Here is a 15277-nt window from a genome sequence, read left to right as displayed (position 1 = left end):
GATGGAACACGGCGGGATGACGGGCGTCCGTCTCGCACCCGGAGATCTCTCGCTCCTGCGGGGAGATGAGGGGGAGGGGGCGCGGCTGGCGATGTCGATCCTCGCGCGCATGGCCGACGTGGTCGGGGCGCGGGAACTGCTCGACATCACGGCGGCGCATATCGATTCGTCGCTCTACCAGGGACCGGCGACGCTCGAGTTCGCGGAGCGTCTGGCGGACGGCGGGGCGCAGGTACGGGTGCCGACGACGCTCAACGTGTCGGGTGTGGACGAACACGGGTGGCGGGAGTGGGATGTGTCCGAATCCTGGGCAGCGCCGGCGCGGCGCCAGATGCAGGCGTACGAGACCATGGGCTGCGAGCCCACCTGGACGTGTGCACCCTACCAGACGCAGCCGCGGCCGGGGCTCGGAGAGCAGGTGGCGTGGGGCGAGTCGAGCGCGATCGTGTTCGCGAACTCGGTGCTGGGCGCGCGCACCGAGCGCTATCCGGACCTGCTGGACATCTGCTGCGCGGTCACGGGCCGGGCCCCGGCCGCCGGGCTCCATCTGACCGGGAATCGGGCGGGACAGGTGCTCGTCGATCTCTCCGGCGTCCCGCGGGGGCTGGCGGACGAGCCCGCCCTGTATCCGGTGCTGGGACACTGGATCGGCCTGCGCGTCGCGGGGCGGATCCCGGTGCTCGACGGACTCCGGGCCCGGCCGGGGGAGGACGACCTGAAAGCGCTGGGAGCCGCCATGGCCTCCTCGGGCGCGGTAGGTCTGTTTCACTGGGTCGGTCTTACGCCGGAGGCGCCCGACCTGGGCGCGGCGTTTCAGGGGAGGGAACCGGCGGCCCGACTGGGTCCGGGATCCGCGGATCTGTGGGCGGCGCGGGACGAACTCGGCTCGGGACTGTCCGACGCGGACGGCCTCGACCTCGTCGTGCTCGGGAGTCCGCACTTCTCGCTGTCGGAATTCGCCGCCCTGGCGCCGCTCGTCGACGGCCGGCGGCGCCACCCCGGCGTGCGGCTGTTGATCACGACCGGACGGGCCGTCCGTGCACTGGCGAAAAAGGCGGGCTACCTCGACGCGATCGAATCGTTCGGAGGGGAACTGACCGTCGACACCTGCATACTCACGACGCCCATGCTGCCGAACACCATCCAGCGGCTCATGACGAACTCCGCCAAGTACGCCTGGTATACGCCCGGCTTGCTCGATCGCGCCGTCGCCTTCGGGAGCCTGTTCGACTGCGTGGCATCCGCCGTCGCCGGTCGCGTCACGCGCGACGACGGCCCCTGGACCGCCGAGCCGTGAGCGACGTCCCCGCCGCCCCGGGCTCCGGTCCCCTGAACGGCCGCGCGCTCGTCGCGGGCGCCGCGGAAGGCGCCGTCCTCTACTCGTCCGAGCCGCTCAGCTTCTGGGGCGGCTACGACGCCGAGACCGGAGAGATCATCGACCGCCGCCACCCGCTGGCCGGCCGGACCGGCGCCGGCCGCATCATGGCCATCCCGGCGACCCGCGGGTCCAGCACGACGACCGCCGTCCTCCTCGAGGCCATCCGCCGCGGCACCGCTCCCGCGGCATTCCTGACCCGCGGCCCCGACACCTTCCTCGCGCTCGCGGCCATCGTCGCCGCTCAGCTTTACGACCGCGCCCCACCCGTCATCGCGCTATCCCCCGACGACTTCGAGACGCTGAGCCGGATCTCCCGCGCCCGGGTCGAGCCTGCGGGTACGGTTCTCGTCCGCTGACGGCGCCCCGGAAGCCGCCTGCCGTCGCTCCGGACCGTTGCCGGATGCGGTGTCAGGCTGGTGGCTTGGACTCCTGCTCATCATTCTGAGTCCTCGATCGGCCAAGTCCTCTATCGGCCCGGGTGGAGGCCGCCCCCCGAGTCGTCGTGAATAAATGGAGCCGCGGGTAACGACGCGGCGCTGACCAGCAACCGTTTTTCGCGATGGAGGGAACCACGATGGACATGGATTGGGACGCGATACTGCTTGAGCCGATCCGCGCCTTCCTCGATCAACTGGTCGGGTTTCTGCCCAACCTGGTGGCCGTGGTGGCGATCCTGGTTGTTGGCTGGATCGTCGCCAGGCTGATCAAGATGGCGCTCATCCGACTGCTTCGAGCCGTAAAGGCGGACAGCCTGGCCGAGCGGATCCAGTTGGCGGAGATGCTGGCCAAGGGTGGCATCGAGCGCACCTTCTCCCAGTTGGTCGCAGCCCTGGCCTATTGGATCGTCATGCTCGTCGTGCTGGTGGCGGCGCTGAATGCGCTGCAACTTACCGCCACCGCCGAGTTGCTTCAGCGACTCGTCGGCTTCCTGCCCACGATCGTGACGGCCATCGTCGTGCTGATTCTGGGGATCCTGGCTGCCGGTTTTCTGGGGGCGACGGTCCGCGCCGTGGCCAGCAACGCGGGCATCGCGCAGGCCCAGGTGCTGGGGCAGTTCGCACAGGTTGTCGTAATCATCTTCGCCGTGGTCGTGGCCCTGCAGCAGGTTCAGGTCCAGTTCGTGGGCGACGCCTTCCTGATCATCCTCGCGGCGATCGGCTTCGCGCTGGCCCTCGCCTTCGGGCTCGGATGCAAGGACCTGGCGGGCCGCTGGATGAACGACCTCGTCGACCGCCTCTCGCCGCGAAAGGACTAGGCGGGCAGTCCGGATCGAATGCCGTGGCGCTCGGCTCCGGGTGAGCAAACCGGAGCCGAGCGGTCGGTCTAGCGGCGGTAGTCCAGCGGCGGCGGGCGGTCGCCGAGCAGCGCGGAATACTCGAAGTCCGCGCCGCGGTGCGCCCGCAGTTCCTCCCACGCGGCGGCGATCACATCCGGGCTCTGGAAGAGTTCGATCGTCGTCAGCGCGAGCGTCTTCGCGGCGACGATCATCCCCTTCGTCCCGATGTCGGTGCCTCCGGCCGCCACCGCCTGCCAGCTGTGCGCCGAGGTTCCCGGCACCCAGGTGGCCGTCGACAGCCCCGTCGTCGGCACGACCCAACTCACGTCGCCGACATCGGTCGATCCGCCGCCCGCGGGGTCCACCCCGAACTCCTCGATCTCGGCCTCGGAGCCCAGCGGCCGGCCGGAACCGCCCACGAAGGAGTCCTGGATCTGCTGGGCGAAAGCCCGCTCCGCCTCCGTGTACTCCACGCCCCCCACCTTGCGCAGGTTCGCGTCCATTACCCGTCCGAGGGCGACGTTGGGCACGAGGTCGTAGAGCCCGTGGATCACCTCGTATTCCATCCCGGTCCCGGTACCCATCGCGGCGCCCTCGGCGGCGCGCGCCACGCGCTCGAACAAGCTGAGCACGGTGGGGGCGTCCGGGTGCCGCACGTAGTAGTAGACCTCCGCGAAGTCCGGCACGACGTTGGGCGCGAACCCGCCCTGCGTGATCACGTAGTGGATGCGCGTCTCCTGAGGAACGTGCTCGCGCATGAGGTTCACCATGTGGTTCATCGCCTCGACCCCGTCGAGCGCGCTCCGTCCCCGCTCCGGCGCGCCCGCCGCGTGCGCGGAGTAGCCCCGGAAGCGGAACTTGGCGGACTTGTTGGCCAGCGAGCGCCCCACCCTCGCGCTGTTCCGCGCGCCGGGATGCCAGTGCAGCGCCACATCCACGTCGTCGAACAGGCCCGCGCGCACCATGTACACCTTCCCCGCGCCTCCCTCCTCGGCGGGCGTACCATAGAGCCGGATCGTCCCCTCGTGTCCCGTCTCCTCCAGCCATTCCTTGACCGCGATGGCCGCCGCCACGGAGCCCGCGCCGAACAGGTGGTGTCCGCACGCGTGGCCCGCGCCTCCGATGATGATGGGGGAGCGCACGGGCACCGCGTCCTGGGAGATGCCCGGCAGCGCGTCGTACTCGGCCAGGATCCCGATGACCGGACCCCCGGAGCCGTAGCTCGCCACGAACGCCGTGGGCATGTCGGCGACGCCGGATTCGATCGAGAACCCCGCCGCCTCGAGTTCGCCCTTCAGCAGCTCGGAACTCTTCTCCTCCTGGTAGCCGACCTCGGCCCACTCCCAGATCTGGCGCGCCACGCCCCCGTAGTGGTCGCTGCGCGCGTCGATCGCCGCGATCTGCGCATCCTGAGCCGCCGCGAGGGACAGCGGGAATGCCGCCACGATGGCGCCGGCGAGGAGTCGGCGACCGCGGAGCTTCCTGTTCACCAAGGGGTGCCTGTCTGACCTGGACATGCTTTCTGGAACTCCTCGAAGGGGGACGGATAGTACGGTCTTTGGAAGCTGGCCCGGCGCAGCGCGTCTGGCTAGCCTTGGTCGCCGTTTCTCGTACCGATCACGGGCTGGGGGGTGGGAGCGATGAGGTTTCCTGCACGGCTGGGCATTGTCCTGGGATTGACGCTCGGGTCTGTCCCGCCGCCGGCGGTTGCACTCGTTCAGGAGGGACAGGAAGGCGATCCGGAGGCTGCCGCCTGGAACTACAGCGCGGAGTTGAGCCTGCTCTTCACGTCCGGAAACTCCACGGTTCGCACCTTCGGTCTCGGCGGCACCGCACGGCGGGAATGGGCCGGCGGTGAGATTTCCTTCCGCGCGGGCGGGCTTCGGACCGAGTCGGGGACGACGAGACGCGTCGCCGTGGGTACGGAGGAGGACTTCACCGTGACCAGCGACGCCGACCCGAAGCCGACGGCCGAAAACTACTTCCTGCGCGGAGAATACGAGCGGTCCTTCTCCGACCATGTCCACCTCACCACGGGCGCAGCGTGGGAAAGGAACACCTTCGCCGGATTCGAGAGCCGCCTTTCCCTCGTCGGCGGCATCGGGAACCTGTGGGTCGAGACCGAGACCACGCGGCTCAAGAGCGACTACGGCATCACGTTCACCGCACAGAACGATGTCGTGGACGATCCCGAAAAGAGTTCCGGCTTCGGCGGGGTGCGCGTTTCCACCGACTTCCGTCGGCGGCTGACGCCGACGGCCAGCCTGGAGAGCGTGCTGATCCTGGACGAGAACCTCACGGACGCGGCGGACCTTCGAGCGGACTTCGCGACCTCCCTCGCCGTCGACATCAACTCCTCGCTGGCCGTCAAGACGGGACTCCGGCTGGTGTGGGACAACGTACCGGCCCTCACGCGGGCTCCCCTTGAGCGGCCCGCCGGAACGCCGACCGGCACGACGGTCCTCGTCCCGCGCCACAAGCTCGACTCCACGCTGACCATCGCGCTCGTCGCCAACTTCTGACTCGAGGGGTGATTGTCGGGAGGCTCACCGTCCCCGCACATTAGCCGGCATGGTCAGGCGATCCGGTGGGTTGGTTCCACGACTTGGAAGGACCGCCGTCTTCCTTCCGCTCCTGCTGTCCGGCTTGTCCGCCGGCTGTCGGTCGGACGCCCCGCCGCCGGTCGCCGCCGAACCGGCGGCCACGCCCGCGGGGGCCGAGGCCGGCCCGGCGCCCGGGCCCGGATCGGCTGACGCGCTCGCACCACCCGAGACGACTGACCCGGAGGCGGCAGGACCCGAAGCGCCGGCCGCAGCGTCAGGGCAGCAGGCGCCGCCCCTGGCTCAGGATTCGATCGGGATCCGGCTGGAGGCGCTGGCGCTGGCCCAGGAGCGGATCCTTGCCCGGCTGGATTCGCTGCAGGCCCCCGTCCCTCCCGCGACCACCGGGGACACGTCGTCCACGGCGCTTCCGGCACTGGATCTCGAGGAAGCGGGAGAAGAGGTACGGGGTCTCGGCGTCGGCATCTTCTGGTCGCTCGTCGTCATCGTCATCTTCCATCTGCTGATCCGGGTCCTGGTCTGGACGCTGGAGGCGCTCGCCGAGCGGAGCGTCCGGCGCCGTCTCGCCTTCAAGTCGCTCATCCCCATCAGCCGCATGCTCCTCTGGGCGATCGCGGCCTACCTGATCCTCCGCACGGTCTTCCGCGTCGACGCCCAGGGAATCCTGGCCGCGAGCGCCGCTCTGGGTGTGGCGCTGGGGTTCGCCGCCCAGGATTTGCTCAAGAACGTGTTCGGCGGCCTCATCGTCGTGTTCGACCAGCCCTTCCAGGTCGGCGACAAGATCTCGGTGGGCGGGACCTACGGTGAGGTCGTCTCCATCGGACTCCGCTCCACGCGCATCGTGACGGCCGACGACAACCTGGTGTCGGTGCCCAACGCCCAGGTGGTGCAGGAATCCGTCGCGAACGCGAACGCGGGGCAACTCCATTGCCAGGTGGTGACGGACCTCTATCTGCCGGGACGCGTGGACGAGCGGAAAGCGAGGGGAATCGCGTTCGACGCGGCGGTCACGTCCAGGTACGTCTTCCTCGAGAAACCCATCGTCGTACTTGTCGGCGACGAGTTCCGGACGACGTTCCTCACGCGCATCAGGATAAAGGCGTACGTACTGGATCCACGCTTCGAGTTCCTCTTCCAGAGCGACGTCACGGAGCGGGCGCGGGCTGGTTTCCGGGCGGCGGGCCTCGTCGCCGAGCGGGATCTGTATCCCGCGGTGGAAACGACCGCGCCGACCGATCCGGACCCGTCGGCCGCGGGCGGAGGTCTGCGCGCATGAACGCGGGCAACGGCAACCCGGCAGACCTCGGCGACCTGGGCCGCCGCGCGTCCGGCCCGGCAAACGACGCGGAGATCGCCGACCGGATCGCCGAAGCCGTGCATCGACCCTTCCGGGACGTCTGGCGGCGGTACGAGGAAGACGATTGGGCTCCGATCCGCCGCGCGTTGGGCCGTGCGTCCAGAATACACGCGAAGGCGCTGGCGGAACTCGAGGCGGACGTCGGCCCCGGGGGTGCAGACGGGGAGGAGTCGCGTCGACCGGACGCGGCGGACCGATACCTCCGGGCGGCCTCCGACGAGGTCCTGAAGCCGTTGTGTCGGGCCATCCGCCGCGCGCCGCTGGCCGCCGGTCTGCGGGCGTCGCTGTCGGCTGCTCGCGCCGAAGCGGAGGCGGGCGTGGAGGAACTCCCGGCGAAGGCCGACGTGCCCCTCGCCGCGGATGCGCTCCGACGCGCGCGCGATGCCCGGGGCGGGATCGACGCGAAGCGCCTCCTCGCCCGCGCGCTCCGGCCCATCGTCTGGCGGCGGGTGACGCACGAGGTCCCGGTCGCCGGCCTCGCCCGGCGGCACCTCGATGGGGTCGTTTTCCCACGGCAGGCGCGCGCCTGCCGGGTGAGTCAGCGCCGGCGGGCCGTCTGGCTGGGCGGCCTGGAGCGCGCCTTCGACGCGTGGATCGAGGCGGCCCTCCACCCGGAGGGGGGGCGCACGTCCGCCTACCCGGGCCGGCTGGCGGCGGCGGGCCGGGCGCTTCAGGGCGAACTCCTGCCGGCGGCGGACGGTCTGGGCTCGGCCGCCGGACCCGCACCCGCCGATGCGGACCGCCGTGCGGTCCGGATCCTCAAGGCGACGGTGGCGGTCGCCGGCACGTTCGTTGCGCGCGATCCGCCCCACCCCCGGCACCGGGACCCGGATTCGGCATGGGCGGAAGGCTGGGATCGCTGGGCCCGCGAGTCCGCCAACCGGCTGGAACTGTACCGCAACCTGCTCGAAGCGAGTCTCGAGATTTCGTCCATCGGGGGCCGGCTGGCCACCGCTTGGGCGGAAACGATGGAGCGGGTGAGCGGGGTGATGTCGGAGCTCGAGTCGGCGCTCGACGAAGGTCGTCGGCGCGTGGCGGAGCTGACGTCCGCACCCGAGGCCCTGCAAGGGACGCTTGAGGCCGAGCGGCGCGGACTCGCCGAGGCGCTGGCGGGGCCCGCCGACGTGCTGGGCGACTCCGGGGCCTTCGTCGCGGAACTCACGGCTGCCGCCGATCGGGCGGTCGGACGGATCGAGGCGCTCAACCTAGGCCTGCCCGAGGTCGCGTCCCTGCACGAGATCCCCGACGCCGGCGAAGCCGTGCGGCGGCCGGGCCGGGAAGCGCGGCAAGTGCAGGTCCGTGAGGCCGCAACCCAGGCCTTCGACACGTTCAGGATGGAGCGGATCCGCGCGATACCGGGCGGCATGGCCCGGGCGCTCGACCGGGCAGGCGCCGAGGTGGCGGAGGCGTGCGAGGTGTCGGCGTACGGATACGAGGTCACCCTCGCCGAACTCTCCGATGCGCGCGACGGGTCGGAGCCCCCCGATCGCGGTCGGGTCATCGCTCCCGCCGGGAACGCGCTGACGCGCGCCGCCGACAAGCTCGAACAGACGCGTGAGGTCCTGTTCGAGGCGAGCGCGACGGCCGGGCGCCGGGCGGCCGCCGAGGTCGCCGAGGGGACCGGGCGCCTCACCCGCCGGGCCCTCGCCGAGGGGTTTGCGGCGGAACTGCTGCGAGCACGCTCATACCTCGAGGGCGAGGTCGCCGGGGACTGGCGACGGTGGCGGAGCCGCCTCGCCGAGCGTCAGCCCTCCGTTGCGTCGGCCGTCCGCGCCGGATGGCGACGCCTCGCAATCGTCGCGAGGGCCCTCGGCCTCCTCCCGCCGATCAAGGGAGCGGCCGACCCCGATGCTCCCCAGCCGGCTTCGGTATCGGAGGTCTTCCGGGATCTTCCGGCCGTGTACCGCCGATTGTTCTCGTTGGAGCCCCTCACCGATTCCCAACTCCTGGCCGGGAGGGATCGCAGCCTGACCGAGATCGTGAAGTTGCATCGGGCGTGGGAGGAAGGCGGGGCCGGTTCGTTGATCGTGGTCTCACCCCCCGGCGTCGGGACCACGAGTTTGCTGAACGTGGTCGCGGCCCGTCTTGCGGCGGATTCGCCGGCCTGCGTGAGGCGGATCCTGAGTGAACGGGAGCGCGACGAACCCCGGTTCGCGCGCCGCCTCGCATCGTGGCTCGGCCTCGAAGCCTCGGAAACACCCGGGGAAACGGTCGACCTCGACCGGCTCGCCGACCGGGTCCTGCGGCTCCCGGACGGGGAGATCCCCCGGACGGTGATTCTCGAAGGCGGAGAATTCCTGCACCTGCGCGCCCCGGGCGGCGGCGAGCTGTTCGAGCGCCTCATGACCTGCATCGCGCGCACGGAGTCGAGGATCTTCTGGATCGTCTCGCTGAACGCCTCGGCGTGGCAGATCGTCCGCGCACGCCTCCGGCCGTTCGTCCGCGACATGCACTGCCTGACGCTGTCCCCCCTTACCGCCGACGAGTTGCGGCAGGCGATCTTCGCGCGGCACCGGCGGAGCGGGATCCCGCTCCAGTTCGACGAACCCCGAGCGGGGCGGGCCGCTCTTCTTCGGCGGCTTCGACGCGCGCGGACGAGCCAGAGGCGTCGACAGTTGATCGAGGCCGACTACTTCCGGCGGCTCCACCGCGCTTCGCTCGGTTCCGTGCGACTGGCGCTGCTCCACTGGCTGAGGTCCGTGGACCTCGAGACGATCGAGGGCAGCCTTCTCGTCCGTCCTCTGACCCCGACCTCACCGTCGCTGGACACGCTGGATATCGACCAGAGCTTCGCCCTCAAGGCGATCCTCGACCACGGGACTCTCACGCTCACCGAGTACGGCGAAGTCATGCGAGTCCCGCCCGCCGCCGCCCGCCACACGCTCAGGTCGCTCGAAGAGCTGCGCCTGGTCGAAATCGGCCCGGACGGGGAGGCCGCCGAGGAGGAGGCCCCCGGAGACGCGCCGGACCCGGCCGGGCCCCGCTACCGGATTCGACCGCTCATGCTCGGCGCGGTGAGCCAGCACCTCCGGTCCCGCAACGTCCTGCACTAGAAGAGCGCGAGCTGGTCGGGGGGCGCGTCGCCGACCGGGGGGCGGTCGCGCCAGCCTGACGGTTCCCGGATCGGGGCGCCGCGCGGCTCTGTGCAGGCCGCATCGTCGGCGGCGACGCGGTTCACCCGGCGGCTGACCGCGAACACCTCCAGCGCTTCCGCGTCGAACGGCCGTAGCGGCTCCATGGTGCGCTCGGAGATGTCGAGGTCGAGCCACATCTGCGCGTCCTCGCCCTCGAGGATGACCGGCATGCGGCCGTGCAGCGGTTCGAGCAGCGCGTTCGCGTCCGTCGTGACGATCGTGCAGGAGGGGATCGTGCCGCCCGGCCCCCGCCACACGTCCCACAGGCCGGCGAGCGCCATCGGTCTCCGGTCCCGGCGCCGGATGAAGTACGGCTGCTTCAGGCCGCCCTCCGTCCGCCATTCGTAGAAACCGTCGGCGAGGACGGCGCAGCGCCGGTCGATGACGAGGCCGCGAAACGCGCGCCGGGTTTCGAGCGACTCGGCGCGGGCGTTGATCATCGGCGGGAGCGACGCGCGATCCTCCGCCCAGTTCGGAATCAGCCCCCAGCGAAGCGGAACCAGTTCCCGGCCGCCGGTCCCTCGCCGCAGCGCGATGACCTCGTCCGTGGGCGCCACGTTGTAGCGGGCGACCCATTCATCGAGCCGCGATGGATCGGCCTCGAACAGTTCGGCCAGGTCCGGCACCGGCGTCTGAAGGCTGAATCGTCCGCACATGGGAGCAACTTAACGAAGCCCGACGCGATCCGTGGACCCCGTTGCGGGTCCCGGCGCGCGCGCCGACAATCCTCCGTTCCGGGCGACCGAGGCAATTCGCCTGCCCCGAACCGCGAACGATCCATGCGAAGGACATAAACGAGATGAAGATCGCACTTGTACAGCAGTCGGCGGGGCCCGACCGCACCCGCAACCTCGAACGCGCGCTCGATGCGATGGGGCGCGCCGCTTCGGAAGGCGCCGGTCTCGTGGCGTTCCCGGAACTCGCGATCGACCGCTTCTTCCCGCAGCGGCCGGACGACCCCGGCGCCGCGCGGATCGCGGAGCCGATCCCCGGCCCCACCTGCGACCGAATCGCTGCGCACGCCGCCGAACTCGGCCTCGTCACGGTGTTCAACCAGTACGAACTCGGGCCCGACGGGCGTTGCTACGACAGCACGCCCGTGTTCGACGCCGACGGCTCGCTGCTGGGGGTGACGCGGATGATGCACATCACCGAATACGCGTGCTTCCACGAGCAGCACTACTACGCGAAGGGCGACACCGACGCGCTCGTCTACGACACCGCCGTGGGACGCGTGGGCGTCGCGATCTGCTACGACCGCCACTATCCCGAGTACATGCGGCGACTGGGAGAACGAGGGGCGCAACTCGTCGTCATCCCCCAGGCGGGCGCGGTCGGGGAGTGGCCCGAGGGGCTGTTCGAGGCCGAGGTGCGCGTGGCGGCCTTCCAGAACGGCTACTTCGCCGCGCTGGCCAACCGCGTCGGCGCGGAGCCCCGCCTCACCTTCGCCGGCGAGTCGTTCGTGGTCGATCCCGAGGGCGTCGTCCTCGCGCGGGCGCCGGAAGGGGAAGAGGCCATTCTCTACGCCGACGTCGAGCTCTCGCGGTGCGCGGTCTCGACCGCCCGGCGGCTGTTCTGGCGCGACCGCCGCCCCGATGTCTACGCACGCTGGACCGAGCGCCTTGCCACGGCCTCGTCCGTGCCCGGCCGCTGACTCCGGCCGTCCGCCGCCGCCGGCTCCCGCTCGTGGAACTCCTCATCGTCGTGGTCGTCCTCGTCGGTCTGATGGCCGTCGTCCGTCTCTTCATGCCCCGGATCGTCCCCTTCTTCGTCTTCTATCCGGAGACGCTGCAGCCGCACGAGACGCATCCGCGATACTGGGGATTCCCGCGGGCAACCGAGGTCCGAATCCCGACCGAGGACGGGATCGAACTGCACGCGTGGTGGTTTCCCGCAGACCCGCCGGAGTCCAGGCGGGGGACCGCGATCTACTTCCACGGCAACGCCGGGCACCTCGGAGACCGCGGGACGGTGGCGGCGGCGCTCTCGAACCTCGGACTCGATGTCCTCCTGCCCGACTATCGAGGCTACGGAGCGAGCGAGGGGAAGCCCTCGGAGGAAGGCCTCTACGCGGACGCCAGAGCGGCGTACCGGTGGCTGGTGGAGGAGCGGGGCGTCGAGCCCGAGCGGCTCCTTCCCCTGGGAAACTCTCTCGGAAGTTCCGTGGCCGCGGAACTGGCGGTGAGCCGCCCGGTGGCCGGCGTCGTCCTGCTCGGGCCGTTCACGGACACGGCGGCGATCGCCCGGCACCGCCTGTCGTGGCTGCCCGACTGGTATCTGGACTGGCTGCACAACCGCTTCGACACGCTGGAAAGGGCGCCGCGCATCGAGGTGCCGACGTTCGTCGCCGCCGGCGAGGAGGATCGCGTCATCCCGCCCGGCCAGAGCCGGGACGTCTTCGAGGCGCTGCGGGGACCCCGCCGCTGGCTCGAGATCCCCGGGGCGGGGCACAACGACATCTTCTCGCACGAAGTGCTATGGCGGGAGCTCCACGGCTTCACCCGCGACGTCCTGGACGGTCTCGTCGCCGGAGCGTCGTGACCCCCGCAGCCTCGCCCGCGCGGCGAAGTCGGCCATCGAGCGTGGCGAGTGGCAGCGAGCGGCGGAGCGCCGTCTCAAGATAGGCGGCGTCGTAGACGGAGAGTCCGCGTCGCAAGGCGAGATCGAGGATCACGCCGTCGCTGTGCTCCTCGTCGGTCAGTATCCGCATTCCCTTGAGGTCCGCGACCGTGGCCGGCACATCATCCTCGTTCATGCGTTCCCGGCGTCTGTTGACAGTGAGGCCGTTCAGGATTTCGTACCACCAGATCCGAGGGACGACGGCGAAGTGTTCCAGGGTCAGGCGCATCGCCAACTCGGCCAGCGGATCATCTTCGTCCGCAAGACACCAGGACAGCGCGACCGACGCATCCAAGACGAGCGTCATCAATATCTGTGCCCTTCATGGATCGTTTCGATGAGTTCCGCGATCGACGCGCGGTGCGGCAGGCGCTTGCGGCGCTCGAGGATGCGGCGGGCCGCTGCACGGGCCCGGGCACGATCGTCCTCGTCGACGGGGATCAGCCGGGCGACCGGGCGACCGTGTCGGGTGATCGTGAGAGATTCTCCCGCCGCCACGCGGTCCAGGAGCTGCGCCAGGTGGGTCTTGGCCTCGTAAGCCCCAATGTGGTCCATGCCAGCCTCCGAAGGTTAGACCAGACGATACGACTGGTCTAATTCTAGGTCGGGGACGACCTGCAGGGAAGCGTGCGGCAAAATCTCGACGTCAGGCCGGCGACAGGAGCCACTCCGCCGTCATGGCCAGGTCGGGCGCGATGTGTACGGGGTCGGCGTCGTCCGGGCGGGACTCGCCCTTGCGGTTGACCCACAGCACGGGGACTCCGAGCGCGGTCGCGGGGACCACGTCGTGGAAGAGGCTCTGCGCCACGTGCAGCCACCGGTCGAAGCCGGCGGCCCACTCCCGTCCGCGCTCGAAGTGCGCCGCGGCCGGCTTGTAGCTGCGCAGCCGCTGCGCCGTGCCGAGGAGGCCGAACTCGACCTCGAAGTGCTTCAGCGTCCCGGCGAGCAGGTCGTCGTCGATGTTCGAGAGGATCCCCAGCGTGACGCCCGCCGCGGCGAGGCGCGAGAGCGCCGGATTCGTGTCGGGGAAGGGCCGCCAGAAGGGAATGCTCGCGGGGACGCCGGCCGCGAACCCGTCCTCCGTGTTCCACGCGTTCGCGCGCGCGACTTCCACCGAGGTCTCCGTGAGCAGCTGCCGGTAGGGGCGATACTCGCTCGTCTTGAGCCGGTTCTGGGCCGCGTGGAACTCGCCAAGGAGCCGCTCATCCTCCACCGCGGCCGCCTCCGGGTACGCGGCTCGGAGCGCCGCGAGAATCCCGCCCTCCCAGTCGATCAACGTGCCGTAGCAATCGAACGTGAGAAGGGTGCCCCGTCCCGCCGTCCCCTCGAAACTGTGCATGCTCTCCCTCGAAACCGCTACGTTTCCCCCATGTCGGCCGGCGAGATCTTATTGGGCGTGGCAGGGGAGGGCCACCGGAAACCGAACCCCTTCGCGGGAGGGGGCCTCGATCGCGCCACTCATCTGAGGGCCGACCCCCGGTGGCTCACCGACCGGTTGTCCGATCCGGCCTCGCGCGTCGTGCCCGTGTGGCGCGAGCGCAGCCTCGTATCCCAAACGGCGCGGGAAGTCGCGGCGAAAGCGGACGGCCTGGCCTACCGGCCGGTACTCCTTCCGCCTGAACTCGCAGCCTCCGCCTCGGCACCACCTGAAGAATGGATCTTTCTCGGACTCGAAGGGGGACGGGACGGTGGCCGCGCGCTCTTCGCCGCCGACGTGTCCGGAGAAGCCGGGGAAGCCGGGGAAGCCGGGGGGGCAGGGGAAGGGCCGCCTACCGACGGCTCGCTCGACGGGGCGGGGAAGTTCCTCGATCTCCGCGGCGTGGGGGCGATGCTGGGGCAGGGAGACGGCTCGCTCCTGGCCTACGCCCGGGCGATCGTCACCTGGAGTCGCCGGCACCGCTTCTGCGGCTCGTGCGGCGCTCCCACCCGGCCGGAGCAGGGAGGACATGTCCGGCGCTGCGCCGACGAAGCGTGCGGCGTCGACCATTTTCCGCGCACGGATCCGGCCATCATCGTCCTCGTGACCGACGGCGACCGCTGTCTGCTCGGGCGGAAGGACATCTGGCCGGAGGGCGTTTACTCCACGCTGGCCGGGTTCGTGGAGCCGGGCGAGAGCCTGTCGGAGGCCGTCGTCCGCGAGGTCAGGGAAGAGTCGGGGATCGAGGTGGCATCGGTCCGATATCGCTCGTCCCAGCCGTGGCCCTTCCCGGCATCGCTGATGCTCGGCTTCCGGGCCGAGCGCGTGGGCGGCGAACTCACCGTCGCGCGGCAGGAACTCGTCGATGCGCGCTGGTTCGAGCGCGCTGATTTTGCCCGCCGCCGCGAGATCGGCCTCCGGCTCCCGGGTCGCGTCTCGATCTCCCGCCGCCTCATCGAGGACTGGCTGGCGGGAGCGCCGGAATCTCATTATCAATAACGGATTGTGGAACGAGTTGGCGGAATCGGGGGCGGGTCGTTCGGCCGCTTCCATCGCCTCCAGCGCAAGGAGCGCCGCATGAAACGAATCGCGTCTCGCACCATCGGTGCATGGGGAGTGGCCTTGGTTGCGCTCGCCTGCCTCGCACCCGGCCTGAGCGGCCAAGCGGGCAGCATCGCGGGCAGAGTGACCGAAGAAGGCTCCCTCCGACCCCTTTCATCCGCGCAGGTGTTCATCGAGGGCACCGGCATCGGGACCTTTACCAACGCCAGCGGGGACTTCGTGTTACTCAACGTTCCCGCCGGCGAGTAGACGGTGGTCGTCCGCCTGGTCGGTTACCGTCAGGCCTCCGAAGCCGTGACCGTCACCGCCGGCTCGACCGCGACGCTCGACGTTGCTCTGAACGTCACCGCGGTCCAGATGGACGAGATCGTCGTGACGGGCACCGGTGTCGCGACCGAGAAACGCCGTCTCGGCCACACGATCGCGACCCTGGACGCCGCGGAACTCGAGAACGCGCCCATCTCCGACTTCAG

At 70.4% G+C, this 15277-nt stretch carries 16 protein-coding genes; 11 read left to right on the top strand and 5 right to left on the bottom strand.

Translation table 11 applies throughout. The features are described from left to right. Positions 1-16 precede the first annotated feature (16 nt). The 3 genes from RN743_RS01835 (at position 17) to RN743_RS01825 (ending at position 2633) form a co-directional block, all read left to right on the top strand. Complete coding sequence (locus tag RN743_RS01835) at positions 17-1297, top strand: aconitase X catalytic domain-containing protein (protein ID WP_310775652.1); 1281 nt, start codon at positions 17-19, stop codon at positions 1295-1297. Further along, entirely contained in the window at positions 1294-1734 is a 441-nt protein-coding gene (locus RN743_RS01830; RefSeq protein WP_310775650.1) for a DUF126 domain-containing protein, read from the top strand. The genes RN743_RS01835 and RN743_RS01830 overlap by 4 nt, the downstream gene beginning before the upstream one ends. A 224-nt stretch (positions 1735-1958) precedes the next feature. Next, positions 1959-2633: a hypothetical protein gene (locus RN743_RS01825; protein WP_310775648.1), complete on the top strand. Its 675-nt coding sequence runs from the start codon at positions 1959-1961 to the stop codon at positions 2631-2633. A 68-nt stretch (positions 2634-2701) separates the two neighbouring features. Here the strand turns inward: RN743_RS01825 and RN743_RS01820 are convergent, their stop codons facing one another. Next, a complete protein-coding gene (locus RN743_RS01820) occupies positions 2702-4054 on the bottom strand; it encodes an amidohydrolase (RefSeq protein ID WP_343218976.1) in 1353 nt (450 codons plus the stop codon). A 240-nt stretch (positions 4055-4294) separates the two neighbouring features. On the opposite strand from RN743_RS01820, the gene RN743_RS01815 reads away from it, so the two are divergent. The 3 genes from RN743_RS01815 to RN743_RS01805 all read left to right on the top strand — a co-directional run bounded on the left by RN743_RS01815 (position 4295) and on the right by RN743_RS01805 (position 9625). Next, entirely contained in the window at positions 4295-5176 is an 882-nt protein-coding gene (locus RN743_RS01815) for a DUF481 domain-containing protein (protein ID WP_310775644.1), read from the top strand. Positions 5177-5246: 70 nt separating this feature from the next. Then, complete coding sequence (locus RN743_RS01810; protein WP_310775642.1) at positions 5247-6491, top strand: mechanosensitive ion channel domain-containing protein; 1245 nt, start codon at positions 5247-5249, stop codon at positions 6489-6491. Continuing rightward, the gene (locus RN743_RS01805; RefSeq protein WP_310775640.1) at positions 6488-9625 is read left to right on the top strand and encodes a hypothetical protein; all 3138 of its coding nucleotides are present in this window, start codon (positions 6488-6490) and stop codon (positions 9623-9625) included. Before RN743_RS01810 ends, RN743_RS01805 begins: the two co-directional genes overlap by 4 nt. Here RN743_RS01805 and RN743_RS01800 read toward each other — a convergent pair. Next, positions 9622-10362: an SOS response-associated peptidase gene (locus RN743_RS01800; RefSeq protein WP_310775638.1), complete on the bottom strand. Its 741-nt coding sequence runs from the start codon at positions 10360-10362 to the stop codon at positions 9622-9624. The two genes, RN743_RS01805 and RN743_RS01800, sit on opposite strands and share 4 nt — an antisense overlap. A gap of 143 nt (positions 10363-10505) precedes the next feature. Between RN743_RS01800 and RN743_RS01795 the strand changes: the two genes are divergently transcribed. Beyond that, positions 10506-11360 carry a nitrilase-related carbon-nitrogen hydrolase gene (locus RN743_RS01795; RefSeq protein ID WP_310775636.1) on the top strand — a complete coding sequence of 285 codons (855 nt, stop codon included), beginning with the start codon at positions 10506-10508 and terminating at the stop codon, positions 11358-11360. A 32-nt stretch (positions 11361-11392) separates the two neighbouring features. Beyond that, positions 11393-12247, top strand: coding sequence for an alpha/beta hydrolase (locus RN743_RS01790; RefSeq protein WP_310775634.1), 855 nt, complete (start codon positions 11393-11395; stop codon positions 12245-12247). On the opposite strand, the gene RN743_RS01785 is transcribed toward RN743_RS01790, so the two are convergent. The 3 genes from RN743_RS01785 to RN743_RS01775 all read right to left on the bottom strand — a co-directional run bounded on the left by RN743_RS01785 (position 12204) and on the right by RN743_RS01775 (position 13664). Continuing rightward, complete coding sequence (locus RN743_RS01785; RefSeq protein ID WP_310775632.1) at positions 12204-12632, bottom strand: type II toxin-antitoxin system VapC family toxin; 429 nt, start codon at positions 12630-12632, stop codon at positions 12204-12206. The two genes, RN743_RS01790 and RN743_RS01785, sit on opposite strands and share 44 nt — an antisense overlap. Then, positions 12632-12880, bottom strand: coding sequence for a type II toxin-antitoxin system prevent-host-death family antitoxin (locus RN743_RS01780; protein WP_310775630.1), 249 nt, complete (start codon positions 12878-12880; stop codon positions 12632-12634). The genes RN743_RS01785 and RN743_RS01780 overlap by 1 nt, the downstream gene beginning before the upstream one ends. Positions 12881-12971: 91 nt before the next feature. Next, on the bottom strand, positions 12972-13664 hold the full coding sequence (locus RN743_RS01775) for an HAD family hydrolase (RefSeq protein WP_310775628.1): 693 nt from the start codon (positions 13662-13664) through the stop codon (positions 12972-12974). A 57-nt stretch (positions 13665-13721) separates the two neighbouring features. On the opposite strand from RN743_RS01775, the gene nudC reads away from it, so the two are divergent. From nudC to RN743_RS01760, 3 genes are all read left to right on the top strand, one after another. Continuing rightward, positions 13722-14741: an NAD(+) diphosphatase gene (gene nudC / locus RN743_RS01770; protein WP_310775626.1), complete on the top strand. Its 1020-nt coding sequence runs from the start codon at positions 13722-13724 to the stop codon at positions 14739-14741. Between the two features lie 78 nt (positions 14742-14819). Further along, positions 14820-15053, top strand: a complete 234-nt coding sequence (locus RN743_RS01765; protein ID WP_310775624.1) for a carboxypeptidase-like regulatory domain-containing protein — start codon at positions 14820-14822, stop codon at positions 15051-15053. A gap of 3 nt (positions 15054-15056) precedes the next feature. Beyond that, a partial coding sequence (locus tag RN743_RS01760) for a hypothetical protein (protein ID WP_310775622.1) occupies positions 15057-15277 on the top strand: 221 nt, incomplete at its 3' end.

The sequence above is a fragment of the Candidatus Palauibacter scopulicola genome (genome assembly GCF_947581915.1).
Classification (GTDB): domain Bacteria; phylum Gemmatimonadota; class Gemmatimonadetes; order Palauibacterales; family Palauibacteraceae; genus Palauibacter; species Palauibacter scopulicola.
The sequence above is the reverse complement of the archived record's forward strand: the minus strand, read 5'-3'. Positions and strand labels throughout refer to the sequence as shown.

Bases quoted from the DNA above. Each gene is read 5' to 3' on its own strand.
- RN743_RS01835 (WP_310775652.1), top strand. From the start codon at position 17: ATGACGGGCGTCCGTCTCGCACCCGGAGATCTCTCGCTCCTGCGGGGA.
- RN743_RS01825 (WP_310775648.1), top strand. From the start codon at position 1,959: ATGGATTGGGACGCGATACTGCTTGAGCCGATCCGCGCCTTCCTCGAT.
- RN743_RS01815 (WP_310775644.1), top strand. From the start codon at position 4,295: ATGAGGTTTCCTGCACGGCTGGGCATTGTCCTGGGATTGACGCTCGGG.
- RN743_RS01805 (WP_310775640.1), top strand. From the start codon at position 6,488: ATGAACGCGGGCAACGGCAACCCGGCAGACCTCGGCGACCTGGGCCGC.
- RN743_RS01800 (WP_310775638.1), bottom strand. From the start codon at position 10,362: ATGTGCGGACGATTCAGCCTTCAGACGCCGGTGCCGGACCTGGCCGAA.
- RN743_RS01795 (WP_310775636.1), top strand. From the start codon at position 10,506: ATGAAGATCGCACTTGTACAGCAGTCGGCGGGGCCCGACCGCACCCGC.
- RN743_RS01785 (WP_310775632.1), bottom strand. From the start codon at position 12,632: ATGACGCTCGTCTTGGATGCGTCGGTCGCGCTGTCCTGGTGTCTTGCG.
- RN743_RS01780 (WP_310775630.1), bottom strand. From the start codon at position 12,880: ATGGACCACATTGGGGCTTACGAGGCCAAGACCCACCTGGCGCAGCTC.
- RN743_RS01775 (WP_310775628.1), bottom strand. From the start codon at position 13,664: ATGCACAGTTTCGAGGGGACGGCGGGACGGGGCACCCTTCTCACGTTC.
- RN743_RS01765 (WP_310775624.1), top strand. From the start codon at position 14,820: ATGAAACGAATCGCGTCTCGCACCATCGGTGCATGGGGAGTGGCCTTG.